Consider the following 17,005-nt stretch of genomic DNA (forward strand, 5'->3'; position numbering starts at 1 on the left):
AAGAGACTATCTCTTTTTAACTTCTCCCCAGGTCATGGTTAGCAGGTTCGGTTGGGGTGAAACCGGCAACGCGTATGCCGGGTCAAACCAGTCTCCTCCAGTATTCCATGAAAGATGATGCGTCAACTGGGTCCGAACACCACTGTTCAGATCCAGTTTGAAAATCTGAAAATTTCCATGAGTTTCCTGTGTATAAAGCACCTCTTTTCCGTTGGGTGATAGAGCAGGATATTGTGCGTAGGGGCCGTCTTCTTCGATAAGTTGCTGGAGTCCGGTACCGTCTCGGTTTACGATATAGATTGTCATTTTCGCCTGCCATACATCCCACACGCCTCTCTTCGCCTCGACCGGTGGCAGCGGATGCTTATTCCAAGTAAAAGCGAGGTTGTCTCCTGCAGCAGACCAGGACGGATCGCGTTGAAAATTCACTGCTTTCTTGGGGAGGAGTTGTTTTTGTGCGCCTGTGCGGACGTTGATAAGTGTGAGGCGTCCACCAACATTACAAGCAATTTCCATGCCATCTGGCGACCATGCAGGAAAAGAGGCATCCGCAAGCGGTTCTGCATCTTGTTCTCCAAGGGTCGCAATATGGAGAGTAATCGATAATTTTCCCCAGTTTATGCGTTCGTAAGCGAACTGCGTACCATCGGGTGACCAAGTTGGATCTGTCCTCCAATCTTCTATCTTGAATTTAAAGTAGCGTCGTACATTGGATCCATCGGGATCCATCCAGTACAAGTCCCGCGTACCACCGCGATCGGAGACGAAAAGAATCTTCTCACCGGTAGGAGACCAGACGGCTTGTTGGTCATCTGCGCGGTGTCGTGTTAGGTTCACTTGTTCACTACCGTCGGGGTTCATAATGAAAACGTCGCGATTGCCATCGCGCGTGGAGGTAAACAGGATTTTGGGGGTCGTCGGTGCTTCTGCGAAAATTGGAGGAACGCTTGTATTCAACGTCCATAGGATAGATATTGCAAAGGTTAACAATCGTCCCATTTTCATAAAGCGTAACCCAAGAAATCAAAATCCGTTTTCATAATAGTAGCGAAAGGGCATCGGTGTTTTTGCAGAATTCAGATTATTTTATTATACCATAGGAAACGGAGTAGAACAAATTAAAGTTGACAAGTTCTCTGCTTAATGATACACTTTTAAGAAATTTTTCAGAAAATGTACTTTTTTCTTGCAATTCAACGTTAAAAAGTGCTATAATTTGTTATCGTGATTCCATTATTTTCTTGGAGTGACGTATACTACTCTGCAGAAAATATAAAAAGAATCACAACGCTGACAAAAACCGACATCGGTTTACCGGTGGAACATCAGCATTAAAAAACGTGATTTGCATGCAGTACTGCGATCACCGAATGTAAAATCTGATGAGGTGCTGAGGCTTTGAGAAGCGCGCTTCTTGCTCGAAACCCGGAACCTTGTGAATATTGAAGAAAAGGAGATTTCATAGCTATGAAAAAAATCACAATCTTTATCACACTTGCTTGTGTTGTCATGATTACACCGATGGCACTCGCACAAAATTGGCAGCCAGCGGGTGATAACTGGATTGCAAAATGGTGGGGAATGGATCTGGTAACGAATACCGGTGGCTTTGGTACTTCTGCTGGTATTGATTATCTCGCTGAAGGCAGCAGCGGTCTTATCTCAAACGCTTCCGTTTCCACACGCGACGGTGCTGGAAAAACGGCGAACGCTATCGTCAACCTTCCGGATAACGGTGGTTCACTCGCTTGGTCGATCGTTGACATTAATGTTGAGGATCAGGTGAATATGTCGACAAGCCACGGGCATCCAGATGCAAGAGACATCACATGGCACGGCATTATTGCTATTATTTCACCCGACGAACGGACGACAGTAATGCACCCGGCGCACGATGACCACGCACAGATCTGGATCAACGGGGAGCAAGTCTATGACAACTCCGCGTGGACTGGCGGTGTTCAGGTCGTCACAACACCGACTGAGATTCAACTCAAGAAGGGTGAGAATTTCTTGCACTTCAAATGCGGTGAATCCGGTGGTGCCGATTACGTCAACCTCCACTTTGAACCCACGGACACTGATCTGCTCATCGCACCGACGACGAATAACCTCTTCTTAGATGTTTTGACACCTGTCGAGCCGCAAGGCAAACTCGCAACCCAGTGGGCAAACCTCAAACGGAACTAAGTTTATTTCCGAACAGAGAACCCGTATCCTTGCTTGGATACGGGTTTTTTGTTGTTTATTCCGGCTCCACAATCGTCAAATACTGATTGATAGACACCGCTGTTAGTTCTTGTGTTGCGCCGCTCTGCCAGACAATATTAATCTTCTCAACATGTTGGTTTTCACCTAAACCGAACAGGAGGCGCATATCGCTTCCTGATGCGTAACTTGAACCGCTCTTTACCTCCCGAATCTGTGCCACGCCTCCTGCTACGAGTCGGACCTTCGCGCCGATACCGTCGCGATTGCTACGGGTACCGACCAGTTTAAGACCCACCCAATTTTTCAGATTTCCACCATCGTTCCGAAGGAGAACAGCACGTTGATTGGAGCTCATGATGACAATATCGGTATCGCCGTCGTTGTCGTAGTCAGCCATAGCGGCGGCTCTGCCGACAAGTGGCTCTGTGAAATAGGAACCAGCGGTTTCTGAAACGTCCGTGTAACTGCTGTCTCCCTTGTTCCAAAAGAGTTGGTCGCGCTGCGCGTAAGTCTCATGGTCGGTTAAGATGCCGATAACATCTTGGGGGTGTCCGTTTGCACAGAACATGTCGAGATAACCGTCGTTATCGTAATCCAAGAAAAGCGGACTGAAGCCGACGAAGGGTAGTGTTGGCTGCTCCAATCCACTATCCGCTGTCGCATCAACGAAAAAAAGACCCTCCTCGTTCTTATAGAGGGTTGCCTTCTCCGAATTCGCAACGATGAGGTCAAACCATCCATCTCCGTTATAATCTCCGGCGTCCACACCCATAGAGCCTTCGGCGACTCCCTTTTCGTCATAACCGACCCCAATGAATAGGCTCTCGTCGGTGAAGGTGCCGTCCCCATTGTTGTGATACATGAAATTGCGGTTGGTATCGTTAGCGACGTAAATATCAGGGAATCCGTCGTTATCGTAGTCACAAGCGATTGCTGCCATGCCTCTGCCTTCGCTCGGATTTGTGACACCCGCCGTTTCTGCGATATTGGTAAACGTGCCGTCCCCATTGTTCCGGTAGAGCACATCCGGTGTTCCCTCGTAGCTGCGCGGATGTCCGTAACCGACAATACCTTTATAGGTCGTTACCGGCATCGATACTTCATACACGAGATAGTTGACGACGAAAATATCCAAGTCGCCATCGGCATCGAAATCGAGATAGACGGCTGCGATGCTCCAGAGGGAGTTATCAATCCCGGCGACTTCGGTGATGTCGGTAAAAGTGCCGTCTCCATTATTTCGGTAAAGCCTATCGTTTCCGAAGTTTGCGACATAGAGGTCGGCATCACCGTCGTTGTCAATATCGCCAGCGGAAGCCGCCATCCCGTAGCCTGCGTCCCCTACACCTGCTGTCTCGGTGACATCTATAAAATGCCCGTCTCCTTCGTTGCGATAGAGGACATTTCCGAGTTTGGCTTGTGTTGGATTTTGCGTCTCTTCGGGGATAGGACCGCCGTTAACAAAATAGAGATCGGCATCGCCGTCTGTGTCGTAATCGAAGAAGACGACCCCCGAACCCATCGTTTCAATGATGTGTTTGTGTTCAGTTTTACCGTTGTTGTGTTTGAATTGGATACCGACTGCTTCGGTGACATCCGTGAAGGTGGGAAGTTCTGCGGCAACACTGCCGATGGTTAGCAGGAGGAATATTTGTATGAATAGCCCAAGTTGCCGTTTATTCATAATGCGTGTAAATCAACGGGCAATGAATTGCCCTACTACAAACAGGAAATCGGTTTGTAGTAGTGCGATTTATCGCACGTAAGTTTATAGCTCGTTAGAATTTCTGTTGATTGTTAGATTTTATAATAGTTTGCAGTACAAGTAAACACACGTTAACCTACTTTTCGCTTTTTTCAGCAGTTTTTGCGAGTCGAAAACCGACAAAAGCGGTTTTCAGGTTCGGGTATAGATAAAATCGGAATGTCGTGCTGCACCGAGTGAGCGCATCGATCCATGAACCGCCTCGGAGAACCCGCCAACTGCCGACCGCTGGTCCCGTTGGATTCTTTTTTGGACGTTTTGCGGCGGCTTGTGAACTGTACGAATAATACACATCGCTGTACCAATCGGCTGTCCATTCCCAGGCGTTGCCAGCCATATCCAGGGCACCGTAATAACTTTTGCCTTTCGGAAAGCTCCCGACGGGTGCGATGCGGTTCTCGTAGCCATCCTTTGCCTCAGCAGTGTTCGCGTGCGGTTCCATTGCGCTCCCCCAGGGCCATATCCTGTTGGTATACCCGCGCGCCGCCTTCTCCCACTCCGCTTCAGTTGGCAGGCGCATCCCTTTCCACGCTGCATAAGCGGCAGCATCGTGCCACGATACACCAACAACAGGATAATTCGGGAACTGTTCAGCGCGTGCGGGCCAGTCGCCGATATGCGGGAGATGTGGGAAACTTTCGGGAGTGTGTTGAGGCGTTGCGTCTGGGACGTTGCTTTCTGATTGCGATTTCCAAAATTCGTAGTATTCGGCGTTCGTCACTTCGTATTTACCGATATAGTAGCCATCGAGATAGACTTTGTGCATCGGTCTTTCATCGGCGGCGCGACGCTCACTGCCCATCGTAAAGGTGCCAGCGGGTACCAATATGAGTCCTGGTTCTGCTGCGAGGATACCGAAACAGGTGCCGAAACTGAATATCAAGGTGCATACAATACCGAGACAACTATTTTTCTTTGGACATGAGATATTCATAAATGCGGTGATGCTCCTGCGCGAGTCGTTGGTTACCCATGCCTTGGTAGAGTCTTGAGAGGTTAAGATGGTAGAAGGGTTCTTCACCATCGAGTTCTATGGCTTTTTGGAACGCAACAATAGCATTTCGGCTATTGCCTTGCATCGCATAAAGGCTACCGAGGGTGTTGTAAAGGATGGCTTCGTTCGGCATGAGTTGGATTGCCTTGTTAGCGGCTTCCACTGCGGGTTTGGGATAGTTGAGGTTCATAAACGCTCGGCTCAGTCCGTGATAAAAGGTGGCGTTGTTCGGATCGAGTGCGATGCACTTCTGAAAGACCTGAACGGCTTGTCCATAGTTCTTTTGTTGCATGAGCAGACTGGCTAAACCTGTCCATGCTTCGAGATTGTTCGGTTCGTTGCGTGTAAGGCGTGTGAGACGTTCGTATTCGGCGGACTCTTTCTGATATTGTTGGAAGATTTGCATTTCCGCTCGGCTTTTCTCTCGATCGCCTAAGCGGAGGTACGCCGTCCCGAGTCCAAAGTGTGGGTCGGCATAACGGGCGGGTCCGAATGCTATCGCCTGTTTGAAGTTCTCTATCGCTTTAGCGTATTCTTTGAGATTGAGGTATGCAGTGCCAAGTTCGTAGTAGGTGCCTGCGGCGTTCGGTTTCAATGCGAGTGCCTGTTTCAAAATTGGGACGACTTCTGCGTATCGGCGTAGTCGGACGAGTGATTTGCCGAGCACCTCATGCCCGCGGGCGTGTTGGGGATCGAGTTCAACGACCCGTTGTAACGGCACAACTGCCTCTGCCCATTTATCGAGTTTGAAGTAAGCGACACCGAGTGAATAGAGTGCCTCGATATTATCCGGCATCAATGCGAGGGAACGTTGGTAGTTCTCGACGGCTCTGTTCAGAAGCTCTTCTTGAGCATACGCCATTCCGAGATAGTGTAAAATCTCAGCATGTTCAGGCTCAATGGCGAGCGCGGCTTCAAACGCGTTGATGGCTTCCTTATTATTCCCCTGAAATGTGAACACAAAGCCTTGCTCCACGTGTTGGACGTATTTGCTGTGGTCACTCGGTTCTGTATCGGCGATACCGAATAGTGGTGCACAGAGTGAAAGGAGAGTAGCAATTGTCAACCAATTTCGCATGAGACTTGTCCTGATTTTTTCCTGTTTTATTCGGTACTGTTTGATGGTATGTTTTCATTTTAACCTGTAGTGGGAAAAAAGTCAAGGGTTTCGACTTCTGCACTTCTGCGTCCCCAAAAACCCAATTGACACCAACCCTTCTTTTTGATAAAATGCCTCCATGCCACGAAAAAACAAAATTCTCAGTATCGGTGATACCGCACCACTCTTTACGCTCCCCTCGCATCAGCGAGTGGAGATTTCGCTTGAAGTGTATCGGGACGTTCAGAACGTCGTTTTAACCTTCTTTAGGGGGACATGGTGACCGAACAGCCGCCGCCAGTTGGCGACGGGGCAGGAATATATGGAGGCATACTCGGAATGGACGGCTACGCCGCTCGCGATTGCTGGACAGTGGCCCCGTGAACTCCGGGGTTATGCCGATAAAAATCGTATTACATTCCCGCTGTTGGTTGACAAGACGCGAGAGGTCATCAAAAGTTATGGAGTCTATCACTGGCTGAGTCTGGAGGCTTACAACATCGCCCGTCCCGCAACGTTTGTCATTGACAAAGCCGGGGTTATTCAATATATGTATATCGGTTCGCACCAGTTCGATCTCGTCCCGCAAGAAGAAATTCTTCAGTGTCTAAAAGAGATAACGGTCAGCCGTTAGCAATCTTAAAAGTCAGACGTGACCTGTTACAAACACACTTCTTAACTGACAACTAACAACCAACAACTGACAACTGTATAAAAATTCATTTTGATTTCTGAACAAAATATGATATACTATTAACCTAACTGCTGAAAAAATAATACCCTGGCAGCAACCTTTTTACTGGAGTACTTTTTTTAAATAGAAGTGAGAGTGACTATGTATCATTAGTGAGGATCCCGCGAAAATGGTTCCGTCTCTTTGTATGGACTTTTTCAGGTTTGGTAATTCTCAATGTTTCAGCAGAGCTTTTATTGGATTGGACTTGGAAGGCTTTGGGTGAAACGATATTAACCCGCATGGCGGTTCTAATGACGCTCATAGTCGGTTGGTTTTTCATTCTATCCCATGTAGTGGAGGGCATCATGTTAGGATATGCGAAACTCTATAGAGACAGGATTCGTGCCGAGGGCGTAGAAATTGGTAAAGCCCAAGGTCTTGAACAAGGCAGAGCTGAAGGCAGAGCTGAAGGCATCAGACAAGCATATCAGGAAATCGCTGATTGGAACAAGCGTCGACTCGAAGCGGAAGCCAAAGGCGTCCCATTCGACGAGCCGCCTCCTATAGGAAACGGCAGTAACACGGATTTATCCTGACAATGGAACTCAACACGAATGGGGGTCCGAGCCCGCACGCCAGCGGCGTGTTATGTCTATTCTTCATGGATGAAGCACATAGAACCTTTATGAAACGCGCCTTGAATTTAGCGCGTCGGGGCAAAGGACGCACAAGTCCAAATCCGCTCGTCGGTGCGGTTGTTGTGAAAGCCGGACGGGTCGTCGGTGAAGGGTATCATCAAAAAGCCGGAACCCCACACGCCGAGGTCCACGCCTTGAACGCCGCAGGCGAAAACGCCAGAGGTGCGACGCTTTATGTGAACCTTGAACCGTGTTGCCATTGGGGACGAACACCGCCTTGCACGGAGGCAGTCCTTCAAGCAGGTGTTGCTGAAGTCTATGTTGCAGAGGTTGATCCGAATCCGAGTGTCGCAGGCAACGGGATCCGTCAGTTGCAAGAGGCGGGGATTCGTGTCCATGTCGGCACGTGTGCTGAAGAAGCAGCGCAGTTGAATGAGGTCCATAGGAAATACATTCAGACCGGCAAGCCGTTTGTTATTTTGAAAACCGCCATGAGCCTTGACGGGAAAATCGCCACTGCCTCAGGCGAATCGCAGTGGATTACCTCTGAGGGATCACGACAGCGCGGACATGAAATTCGCGACGCAGTAGATGCTATACTCGTCGGCAAAGGGACAGTTGACCGCGATAATCCGGCATTGACGACGCGGCTTCAGGATAGAGAAGGACAGGACGCAACTCGAATTGTGTTAGATTCACACGGGAGAACCTCCACGGACGCACGCATCTTCAACCCTGCGAGCAGTGCAGGAGTTATTATTGCTGTCACACCGGACGCACCCGCGAAGAACATCGGTGCTCTTGAAAAGGTGGGGGCAGAAGTAATAATCGTTCCAGAGGAAAAGGGTAAAGTGTGTTTCGAGCGTTTGATGGAGATATTGGGTGCGCGTGAGATAACAAGCGTCTTGGTGGAAGGTGGTGGGGAAGTCAATGCCTCGGCGATAGCCACAGGCGTTGTAGATAAGATGATGTGTTTTATCGCACCGAAATTGATTGGTGGGCGGGATGCCCCTGGACCTATCGGCGGTGAAGGGCTTGCAAGTTTAAAGGATGTACCGCATTTGAAACGCGTCAGTATCACACCTATTTCTGATGCTGCCGACTTTCTCATTGAGGGGTATCTGTAGCATGTTTACCGGGATCGTTGAAGAACTTGGAACCGTTGGAAGTATCCAACGCAAATCGGAAGGTGCGATCCTTGAAATTCAGGCGAGTGAAGTCCTCACGGATGCGAAAGTCGGCGACAGTATTGCCGTTGACGGTGCTTGTCTTACGATCGTTTCTCTAACATCGGAGGCGTTCGCTGGGGATATATCTGCTGAAACCTTACGCCGGACGACGTTAGGTGAGCGGAAAGTCGGTGAACAGGTTAACTTGGAACGTTCACTCCGGTTAAGTGACAGACTGGGTGGTCATCTGGTCCTTGGACACGTGGATGAAGTGGCGACAATCTGCGCTTGGAAAGACGAGGGCGATGCCTCTCTAATGCGGGTAACGATAAGCGATAATACCAGACGCTACATCACTTACAAAGGTTCTGTCACCGTTGACGGTATCAGTTTAACTGTGTCAGATGTTTCTAAAGATTCCTTTGAAGTCGCTTTGATTCCGCATACGAAGGCGGTCACGACTTTGGATATGAAACGGACTGGGACCAGGGTCAATCTTGAAGTCGATCTTATTGCGCGTTATATTGAAACACTTCTGAAAAATAGTGACGAGGTGTCGGGTTGGACTGAGCAAACCGGTTCCGAGACCCTCAATTTGAGTTTTTTAGCGAAACACGGCTATATGGATTGATCATCGGCTGTCAGTTTTTGGTTAAGCGTCTGATGTTATAGCAGGCAACTTTTTTATGATAAAAGCCTTTCATAACTCAAAGGCGGTTGGACTTAACCGAAAACCCGGGGAATGCCATGCGGCATTCATACCGTTGATTTGTGAAACGAAATTGTGAGTGATCAGCGAACAATTTGTCTGAGCTTTACATTGTGGAACGGTGACCAGATTTAATAATTAAAAATATGTCAAATACATTTAACACCATTCCTGAAGCACTCTCTGCAATCCAAAATGGGGAACTGATTGTCGTTGTTGATGAACCCGATCGCGAGAACGAAGGCGATCTCATCATGGCGGCTGAAAAGGTGACGGCAAAGACTATCAATTTCATGGCGAAATATGGTCGTGGCTTGATATGTTTGCCTACCTGTTCAGAGAGGCTTGCCGAACTCGAACTCTACCCCATGGTCGCATCGAATACCGCACAGATGCAAACCGCCTTCACTGTCACAATCGACGCGAAAGAGGTCACGACAGGTATCTCGGCGCAAGAGCGCGCCTATACCATCCGCAAATTCATTGACCCAAACGCTACACCCTCAGACTTTGTCCGACCCGGACATATCTTCCCATTGGAAGCGAAACCGGGTGGCGTGCTCCGGCGCGCCGGTCATACAGAAGCCACTGTCGATTTGGCACGTATGGCAGGACTCTATCCCGCAGGCGTTCTCTGTGAAATACTCAACGAGGACGGAACTATGGCACGCGTGCCTGAGTTGCTGGAGTTTGCTGCACAACACCGACTGAAAATTATTACAATTTCCGATTTGATTGCATATCGCCGTCAGACAGAAACCTTGATTCGGCGAGTTGCGACTGCAGATATTCCAACAGCACACGGTGAATTCAAACTTTACGCCTACGAAAGCACAGATACCGACGGCGAGAGTGTTGAAACCGATAAAACCCATATCGCACTCACAAAGGGCGATGTTGCCAACGCAGCACCTATCTTGGTCCGTGTCCATTCCCAATGCCTGACGGGTGATGTCTTTGGATCCCTCAGATGCGATTGTGGTGAGCAGCTTGAGATCGCCTTGCAAAATATTGAGAAAGAGGGCAGGGGTGTGCTCGTCTATATGCGCCAGGAAGGCAGAGGCATGGGACTCAAAGGGAAACTCCGCGCCTATCAGCTTCAGGACAGCGATGGATTGGACACCGTTGAAGCCAACGAACACCTCGGTTTTCCCGCCGATCTCCGAGATTACGGCATCGGGGCGCAGATACTCGCCGACTTGGGGGTTCGGAAAATGCGATTAATGACGAACAACCCCCAGAAAGTTAGAGGGTTAGATGGACATGGACTTGAAATTGTCGAACGCGTTCCTTTACAAACCGAGCCGAACCCCTTTAACCGCCGATATTTACAGACGAAACGTTCTAAACTTGGACACCTCCTCTTAGACGAGGAATAAATTTCTGTCTGGGATCAGGCATCCAGATTCCTGCTGGCTTGTTGTTCCCGAAAATTGTTCAAACTTTGGTGAATTGTTAGGAAACTTTTCATAACCCAGATGGGTTCAACTTAACCAGAAACCACCGTGAAACGAAGTGGAACGGTGACCAGATTTAATAGTTAAAAAAATGGCAAATGTTTATGAAGGACATCTTCTCGGCGAAGGTCTCACATTCGGGATTGTTGTAAGCCGATTCAATAGTTTTGTTACCGAAAAACTCCTTGGCGGTGCGTTGGATGCCCTAAAGCGACACGGCGTTGACTTGGATGAGGTCGATGTTTTTTGGACATCGGGTGCTTTTGAGATTCCCGCAATCGCCAAACGTCTTGCAGGCAGTGAAAAGTATGATGCCGTTCTCTGCTTGGGTGCCGTCATCCGAGGCGCGACACCCCATTTTGACTACGTTGCTGCTGAGAGTGCGAAGGGAATTGCCCAAGCATCTGTCAATACAGACACGCCAGTCATCTACGGGGTCATCACCACAGATACAATAGAGCAGGCACTTGAACGCGCTGGAATAAAGGCAGGAAACAAAGGCTTTGAAGCGGCTGTCGCTGGGATTGAGACGGCGAATCTTTACAGAACGATTGATAAAGCCCTGAATAATAGATAGGACTTACGCATTCCAGTGGTAGGTGCGGTTTGTAACCGTACCTTATGCATTCCAGTGGTAGGTGCGGTTTGTAACCGTACCTTACGCATTCCAGTGGTAGGTGCGGTTTGTAACCGTACCTTATGTATTCCAGTGGTAGGTGCGGTTTGTAACCGCACCTTATGTATTCCAGTGGTAGGTGCGGTTTGTAACCGCACCGGCTGCGTCGGAATGAGTGAATTTCTTTGATTCTGCGTAAGTCCTGAATAGATAAACATAAGTTCAATACGGGAGCGTTTATTTTTTTAAATTTCCATCTGGAAGCCCGAACTTGTTCGGGACAGAACGAGGCGTTTATTTTTTTATAATTTGCATCTGGGAAGCCCGAACTTGTTCGGGACAGATCGCACGGACCCGAATAAATTCGGGCATCCGAGTACGAATGAACTATAGGGACCCCCGTCTGAGTCGCGGATTATATACAGAAAAAATATGGTTGCAATCATAGATTACGATGCCGGTAACCTAACGAGTGTTGCGCGCGCATTGGCACATCTCGGTTACGAAAATCGGATTACCTTTGATGCTGAAACGATAGCCGCCGCTGAACGCGTTATTTTCCCTGGTGTCGGCGCGGCAAAAGCCACGATGGAGACGCTGCAAAAGCGCGGACTCGATGAGGTCTTGGTTGATTTTTATCGGACTGGCAAGCCGATGCTCGGTATCTGTATCGGTATCCAGATTCTTTTTGAGCACAGCGAAGAAGAGGACGCCGAGTGCCTCGATCTCCTACCGGGATATGTAAAAAAGTATCCGACGACCCGGACAGGTTCGGGGACCGAAATGTTAAAGGTACCACAGATCGGATGGAACGAAGTCTACCAAACGGCATCACACCCAATCTTCAAAGACGTTCCGAATCCTGCGCACTTCTATTTTGTTAATTCCTATTACCCTGTTCCGGCAAAACAGGGCATTGTTATCGGAAAAACGAAGTATGGGCTTGAGTTCTGTAGCGCGATTGCGCATGATAATCTCATTGCAACACAGTTCCACCTCGAAAAGAGCGGACGCGTCGGGTTAAAGATGCTCAATAATTTCTTAGCTTTGTAATCGTGTCTGAACCGTTAAAAAACCTTTCATAATCTAAAACAGGGCTTTAACCAATTTTAGATCGGTGTTGACAACGGAAACACCGCTCAGACATAATCGTTAAAAGGATGCTAACGTTTTTTCTCGCGCTTCTTGTCCTCCTCGTCAATGTTGGTACGCATCTGTTTCAGATGCAGGAATATTATATCGCAGTGAGCCACTGCTACTATGGCGTGATGATTCTCGCTGTGATATATGCTCGACCTCGTGAACAAAACGTCTTGTTCGGCATTACGACGGTAGCCAATTGGGCTTATGTTTTTCGCTATCCGACGCACACTGAAAGCACGATTGTCGCGCTCCTTTATCCGTTTCTTGTCTTCGGTATTATCCGTGTCATTCGTCAATTCCAGACCCAACGCCGTAGCGGTGCCGCCGAAATAGAGGAGATTAACAGTGTCAATGCGAATTTAGAGAAACAGGTCCGGGACATTTCTACGCTGTTTGAGGTGAGCCAAGCGGCGAACGCGAACCTTGAGTTAAAAGGTCTCTTTCAACGCATCATTGAGATCCTCTCTAAACGGCTTGGTATATACCGCGGGGCTTTGCATCTCTATGAGAATGGGAAGGTCGTTACTTCGGTGGAAACCGTCTTAGGACTTACACCCGCTGAGATGAAACGCGGCACTGACAATCAGATAGAAGACATTCAGCGACAGGTGCTTGAATCCGGTAAAGCGATCGGTGTTCCGCAAACTCGGAATCCGCGGAGCTACGTTAAACTCTTTGAACCGGAGAGTGTTGAGTCGAAAGATATAATCGCCTTCTGGTGTATCCCGATTATTATAGAAGAGCAGGTCATCGGTACATTAACGATTGACAAGGCATCGGATGAATTTTCAGCAGAGGACGACCGACGACTATTGACGATTATTGCGTCAACCATCGCGCAACGGGTCAAGATTCAACAAACAATTGACGCACTCGTCGAGTCAGAACGGATGGCAACGCTTGGCAGATTGGTCCGAACCATCGCACACGAGGTGCGAAATCCTTTGGGGAGTATCCGACTTGGCACCCAATTGCTTCAACATGCGGATACGGTGGAATCGGATTCTCAAGTCGAGACGTATTCCGATCAGATACAGCTCTCTCAAAATGAGATTAAGGAATACACCGGAATCATTATCAAAGAGGTGGACAGACTCAACCGATTTATTGAGCAGTTGCTCGCCTTCAGTAAACCGGCGATGCAAGCCGCAAAACAGAAGGACATTCATCACCTACTTGAGAATAGTCTCGCTATCTGTCGTCCCGAATTAGAACATCGGGCAATCACAATCGCCACCCAATATGACAGCAATTGCCCGCTGGTCAAGATAAATGAAGATGGGATTACACAGGTGCTCCTCAACCTGTTTTACAATGCTATTGAGGCAATGGATACAGAAGGGACATTAACGGTTCAGACAGAATACCTACAGGAAACTGGGGTCGTCCGGGTACGAATTCAGGATGATGGTCCCGGAATTTCGTCCGAAGATGTGCCAATGCTTTTTGATCCATTTTATACGACCAAACAAAAAGGGACGGGGCTCGGACTTTATATTAGCCAAAAAATTCTCGCCGAACACCAAGCGAGTATTGAAGTTGATCCGAACCTTGATGTCGGCACAGCCTTCATTATGTCGCTGCCAGTGAATAGCAGTTAGCGGTCCGCGATTCGCAAAGAGGAGGTTCCGTAACGCTTGCATCTTTGCGAATTGCTAACGACTAATAGCGAATAGCGAATGGTTAAAAGTATGTCAAATGTAGTGCTTATTGCTGACGATGATGATAGTCTTCGACACATCCTCGCGGCCACCCTTGAAAAAGCAGGATACAAGACCCTCAGAGCGCGAAATGGGAATGAAACTTTGGCGCATGTCAAGCGCGCCGATATTGATGTTATTCTGCTCGATATTTGGTTAGGCGATGTCAATGGACTTGAATTAATCGAGGAAATCCAAAAATATAATAGCACCGCCGCAATCGTTGTAATTACCGCACACGGGACGACGCAGACGGCCATTGATGCAGCGAAGCAACGGGCGTATGGGTATCTGACAAAACCGATTGATCAGAGGCAGCTCCTGGATCTTGTGTCGCGCGCTGCCGCCGCTACGAACCAAACGAAGGATGTCAAAACATCGGTGTTGCCTGATGTCAATAGACAAGGCAGAATGGTCGGGCAGAGTCCAGCGATGCAGGAGGTATATCTTAAGATTGGGCGCGCTGCGGTTAGCGACGAAACGGTTCTTGTTTTAGGTGAAAGCGGGACAGGTAAGGAGTTGGTTGCCCAATTGATACACCAAAACAGCCATCGGGCACACAATCCTTTCGTCATCGTCGATTGTGGTGCTATGCCGTCGAGTCTCATAGAGAGCACACTCTTTGGACACGTCAAAGGGGCGTACACCGATGCGCACACCGCAAGGACAGGGAAATTTCAGCAGGCAGATGGCGGGACTATCTTTCTCGATGAAATCGGAGAATTGCCGGTTGAGGTCCAAATGAAACTGCTCCGTGTGCTACAGGAGCGCGAAGTAGAGCCGATGGGTGGGATGGAAACGCACCCTATTGATGTTCGTATTATCGCCGCCACCAACCGCAGCCTTGAAGCCGCAATTGCGCAGAAGGCGTTCAGGGAGGATCTTTACTATCGTCTCAACGTCATCCCGATCTCTCTACCACCGCTCCGTGAACGGAAAGAGGACATCTCAGAACTCATAGATCTGTTTACCCACCGGTTCGTCGAGGAATACCAGCTCCCGGAAATCCGCATCTCTACAGAGGTCGTCAAACTCCTCACGGCTTATGAATGGCCCGGCAACGTTCGCGAATTGGAAAATGCTATCAAACGTGCATTGGTGATGTGTGCTGGACAGATGCTGCTGCCTGAGCATTTCGACCCGATTCTGAATGAACCGAGTTCGCTGAGTCCTGCGCAACAAGGAAACCTTGATGCACAGATTTATGGGTTGCTTCATGCGTATGTGGAACAACACATGGAATCCGAAACGCCGCCGGGTGAACTTTACGCTGAGATCCGCGCTATCTTTGAGAAGCCCCTCTTTAAAATTGTGCTGGAACACACCAACGGAAATCGAAGTAAGGCGGCAGACATCCTCGGTATTAACCGAAACACACTCCATACGAAACTTGTTGAGTATAAATTGGTTTAAAGGTTATAAGTTAACGTGAGTTCGATAATAGGTTCTACTTGTAGCGCAAACTGTTAGTTTGCGCAGGACACGCTACAAACTAAAAAGTTTATGGCACAATTTATGTTGTAACTGGGTGCAGATTGTCCGTTTAGCACTGACGAAGTGTTTAATCGAATTGATGTTAACTTATAACCAACAACCCTAAATAAATTGAAGGACAACAAGGAAAAATAAAACTAATGGATTTAGGAAAAGTTATTGGCACTGTCGTCGCGACCCGAAAAGATCCGAGCTTGGAAGGCACACGTCTCTTGCTTGTACAACCTTTAGACGAGAAATATAAGCCCATTTCTGAACCGCTCGTGGCAGTTGACACCTTACACGACGCAGGTGTGGATGAAATTGTCTACATCGTTACTGGCGGTGATGCCATGGGCATTGTACCGGGAAAACGGATGCCGGTTGATGTTGCCATCGTTGGCATTGTCGATTCGCTTTCTCTGCTTGATGAAGCAGACACAGGCTCAGAAGTGGGAAATTGAAAAATGTACCTTGCCAAAGTAATCGGAAAAGCCGTTTCTGTCGTTAAACATCCTGCATACCAAAATCGGACGCTGCTGCTTATTCAACCGCTGAGTCTGAAATCGCAACTTGTTCGCACCCCAACGATTGCTGTTGACTATGTGGGTGCGGGTGAGGGGGACACCGTGATTGTAGGAGCAGGTCCTGGTGTCGCACAAGAGGTCTTCGGTGTTGAAGATGCACCGATTCGTGAGCTCGTCATGGGTATTGTAGACCATTTTGATATAACTTTTCAGGAGGAGGAAGCATGAAACGCGCTATTACACTTTTCGGTACTGTTTTGTTTTTCTGCTTACACTTCAGTGCTTGTAGAATGGCACAGGTGTTATCGACCCAATACAGCCAAAATATTGCACAAGCCGCCTACGGCACGGAGTCAAATCATCCGGGTATGAACGATGGGAACCTTGAGACGCTTGCCACACTTCCGGCGGAAAATGAGCGGAACTTTGTTATCCGGTTTGCTGAGATCCATCCCGTGCGAAAGATCGTTATTCACAATGGGAACCTTTTCCGGTTTGAAATGCAATATTTAAACGATGAAACTGGAGAGTGGGAGACTTTTGATACGATTATTCAGCGACGTAATATTGGCGACGAACGCGCACAAGCCGAATTCGTTTTTGATAGATTGAACTTTCAGACGCGGATGATTCGGATTGTTGTTACCCGAACTGTTGATGATGTAATCGTGAATAAGATGATCGCGGAACCCGATGATAAAATTGTTGACCAGCGGAAAACGCTTGCCGGTTTCTACTACCCACATTATCGTGTCATGCAGCCCGCGATGGCTCAAATTCGAGAAATTGAGATTTACCATCTTGCTAATCGCTAATCGCGTACCGCTA

17 protein-coding genes are annotated in these 17,005 nt (G+C 48.4%); 13 read left to right on the plus strand and 4 right to left on the minus strand.

The window, feature by feature from the left end; all coding sequences use genetic code 11:
- Positions 1-6: 6 nt before the first annotated feature.
- The gene (locus tag OXN25_02290) at positions 7-1,005 is read right to left on the minus strand and encodes a hypothetical protein (protein ID MDE0423680.1); all 999 of its coding nucleotides are present in this window, start codon (positions 1,003-1,005) and stop codon (positions 7-9) included.
- A 462-nt stretch (positions 1,006-1,467) separates the two neighbouring features.
- Between OXN25_02290 and OXN25_02295 the strand changes: the two genes are divergently transcribed.
- Positions 1,468-2,190 carry a hypothetical protein gene (locus OXN25_02295; GenBank protein ID MDE0423681.1) on the plus strand — a complete coding sequence of 241 codons (723 nt, stop codon included), beginning with the start codon at positions 1,468-1,470 and terminating at the stop codon, positions 2,188-2,190.
- Between the two features lie 55 nt (positions 2,191-2,245).
- Here the strand turns inward: OXN25_02295 and OXN25_02300 are convergent, their stop codons facing one another.
- The 3 genes from OXN25_02300 to OXN25_02310 all read right to left on the minus strand — a co-directional run bounded on the left by OXN25_02300 (position 2,246) and on the right by OXN25_02310 (position 6,048).
- Positions 2,246-3,895 (minus strand): CRTAC1 family protein, encoded by a 1,650-nt coding sequence (locus tag OXN25_02300; GenBank protein MDE0423682.1) that lies wholly within the window; start codon positions 3,893-3,895, stop codon positions 2,246-2,248.
- Positions 3,896-4,052: 157 nt separating this feature from the next.
- Positions 4,053-4,910, minus strand: coding sequence for an SUMF1/EgtB/PvdO family nonheme iron enzyme (locus OXN25_02305; protein ID MDE0423683.1), 858 nt, complete (start codon positions 4,908-4,910; stop codon positions 4,053-4,055).
- The gene (locus tag OXN25_02310) at positions 4,882-6,048 is read right to left on the minus strand and encodes a tetratricopeptide repeat protein (protein MDE0423684.1); all 1,167 of its coding nucleotides are present in this window, start codon (positions 6,046-6,048) and stop codon (positions 4,882-4,884) included. The genes OXN25_02305 and OXN25_02310 overlap by 29 nt, the downstream gene beginning before the upstream one ends.
- A gap of 160 nt (positions 6,049-6,208) precedes the next feature.
- Here OXN25_02310 and OXN25_02315 point away from each other — a divergent pair, with 160 nt between their 5' ends.
- From OXN25_02315 to OXN25_02370, 12 genes are all read left to right on the plus strand, one after another.
- Positions 6,209-6,703, plus strand: a complete 495-nt coding sequence (locus OXN25_02315; GenBank protein MDE0423685.1) for a peroxiredoxin family protein — start codon at positions 6,209-6,211, stop codon at positions 6,701-6,703.
- A gap of 296 nt (positions 6,704-6,999) precedes the next feature.
- Positions 7,000-7,341 carry a hypothetical protein gene (locus OXN25_02320; protein ID MDE0423686.1) on the plus strand — a complete coding sequence of 114 codons (342 nt, stop codon included), beginning with the start codon at positions 7,000-7,002 and terminating at the stop codon, positions 7,339-7,341.
- Between the two features lie 65 nt (positions 7,342-7,406).
- Complete coding sequence (ribD, locus tag OXN25_02325; protein ID MDE0423687.1) at positions 7,407-8,510, plus strand: bifunctional diaminohydroxyphosphoribosylaminopyrimidine deaminase/5-amino-6-(5-phosphoribosylamino)uracil reductase RibD; 1,104 nt, start codon at positions 7,407-7,409, stop codon at positions 8,508-8,510.
- 1 nt (position 8,511) lies between these two features.
- A complete protein-coding gene (locus tag OXN25_02330) occupies positions 8,512-9,183 on the plus strand; it encodes a riboflavin synthase (GenBank protein ID MDE0423688.1) in 672 nt (223 codons plus the stop codon).
- A gap of 224 nt (positions 9,184-9,407) precedes the next feature.
- Positions 9,408-10,640 carry a bifunctional 3,4-dihydroxy-2-butanone-4-phosphate synthase/GTP cyclohydrolase II gene (locus OXN25_02335; protein ID MDE0423689.1) on the plus strand — a complete coding sequence of 411 codons (1,233 nt, stop codon included), beginning with the start codon at positions 9,408-9,410 and terminating at the stop codon, positions 10,638-10,640.
- Positions 10,641-10,809: 169 nt separating this feature from the next.
- Positions 10,810-11,295 (plus strand): 6,7-dimethyl-8-ribityllumazine synthase, encoded by a 486-nt coding sequence (gene ribH, locus OXN25_02340; GenBank protein ID MDE0423690.1) that lies wholly within the window; start codon positions 10,810-10,812, stop codon positions 11,293-11,295.
- Between the two features lie 471 nt (positions 11,296-11,766).
- A complete protein-coding gene (hisH, locus tag OXN25_02345) occupies positions 11,767-12,387 on the plus strand; it encodes an imidazole glycerol phosphate synthase subunit HisH (protein ID MDE0423691.1) in 621 nt (206 codons plus the stop codon).
- Between the two features lie 107 nt (positions 12,388-12,494).
- Positions 12,495-14,078, plus strand: coding sequence for an ATP-binding protein (locus OXN25_02350; GenBank protein MDE0423692.1), 1,584 nt, complete (start codon positions 12,495-12,497; stop codon positions 14,076-14,078).
- A gap of 90 nt (positions 14,079-14,168) precedes the next feature.
- Positions 14,169-15,590 carry a sigma-54 dependent transcriptional regulator gene (locus OXN25_02355; protein ID MDE0423693.1) on the plus strand — a complete coding sequence of 474 codons (1,422 nt, stop codon included), beginning with the start codon at positions 14,169-14,171 and terminating at the stop codon, positions 15,588-15,590.
- A gap of 221 nt (positions 15,591-15,811) precedes the next feature.
- Positions 15,812-16,114 carry a EutN/CcmL family microcompartment protein gene (locus OXN25_02360; GenBank protein ID MDE0423694.1) on the plus strand — a complete coding sequence of 101 codons (303 nt, stop codon included), beginning with the start codon at positions 15,812-15,814 and terminating at the stop codon, positions 16,112-16,114.
- A gap of 3 nt (positions 16,115-16,117) precedes the next feature.
- Positions 16,118-16,405 carry a EutN/CcmL family microcompartment protein gene (locus tag OXN25_02365; protein MDE0423695.1) on the plus strand — a complete coding sequence of 96 codons (288 nt, stop codon included), beginning with the start codon at positions 16,118-16,120 and terminating at the stop codon, positions 16,403-16,405.
- Complete coding sequence (locus OXN25_02370; protein MDE0423696.1) at positions 16,402-16,992, plus strand: hypothetical protein; 591 nt, start codon at positions 16,402-16,404, stop codon at positions 16,990-16,992. The genes OXN25_02365 and OXN25_02370 overlap by 4 nt, the downstream gene beginning before the upstream one ends.
- Positions 16,993-17,005 lie beyond the last annotated feature (13 nt).

This window comes from Candidatus Poribacteria bacterium (genome assembly GCA_028820845.1).
GTDB lineage: Bacteria > Poribacteria > WGA-4E > WGA-4E > WGA-3G > WGA-3G.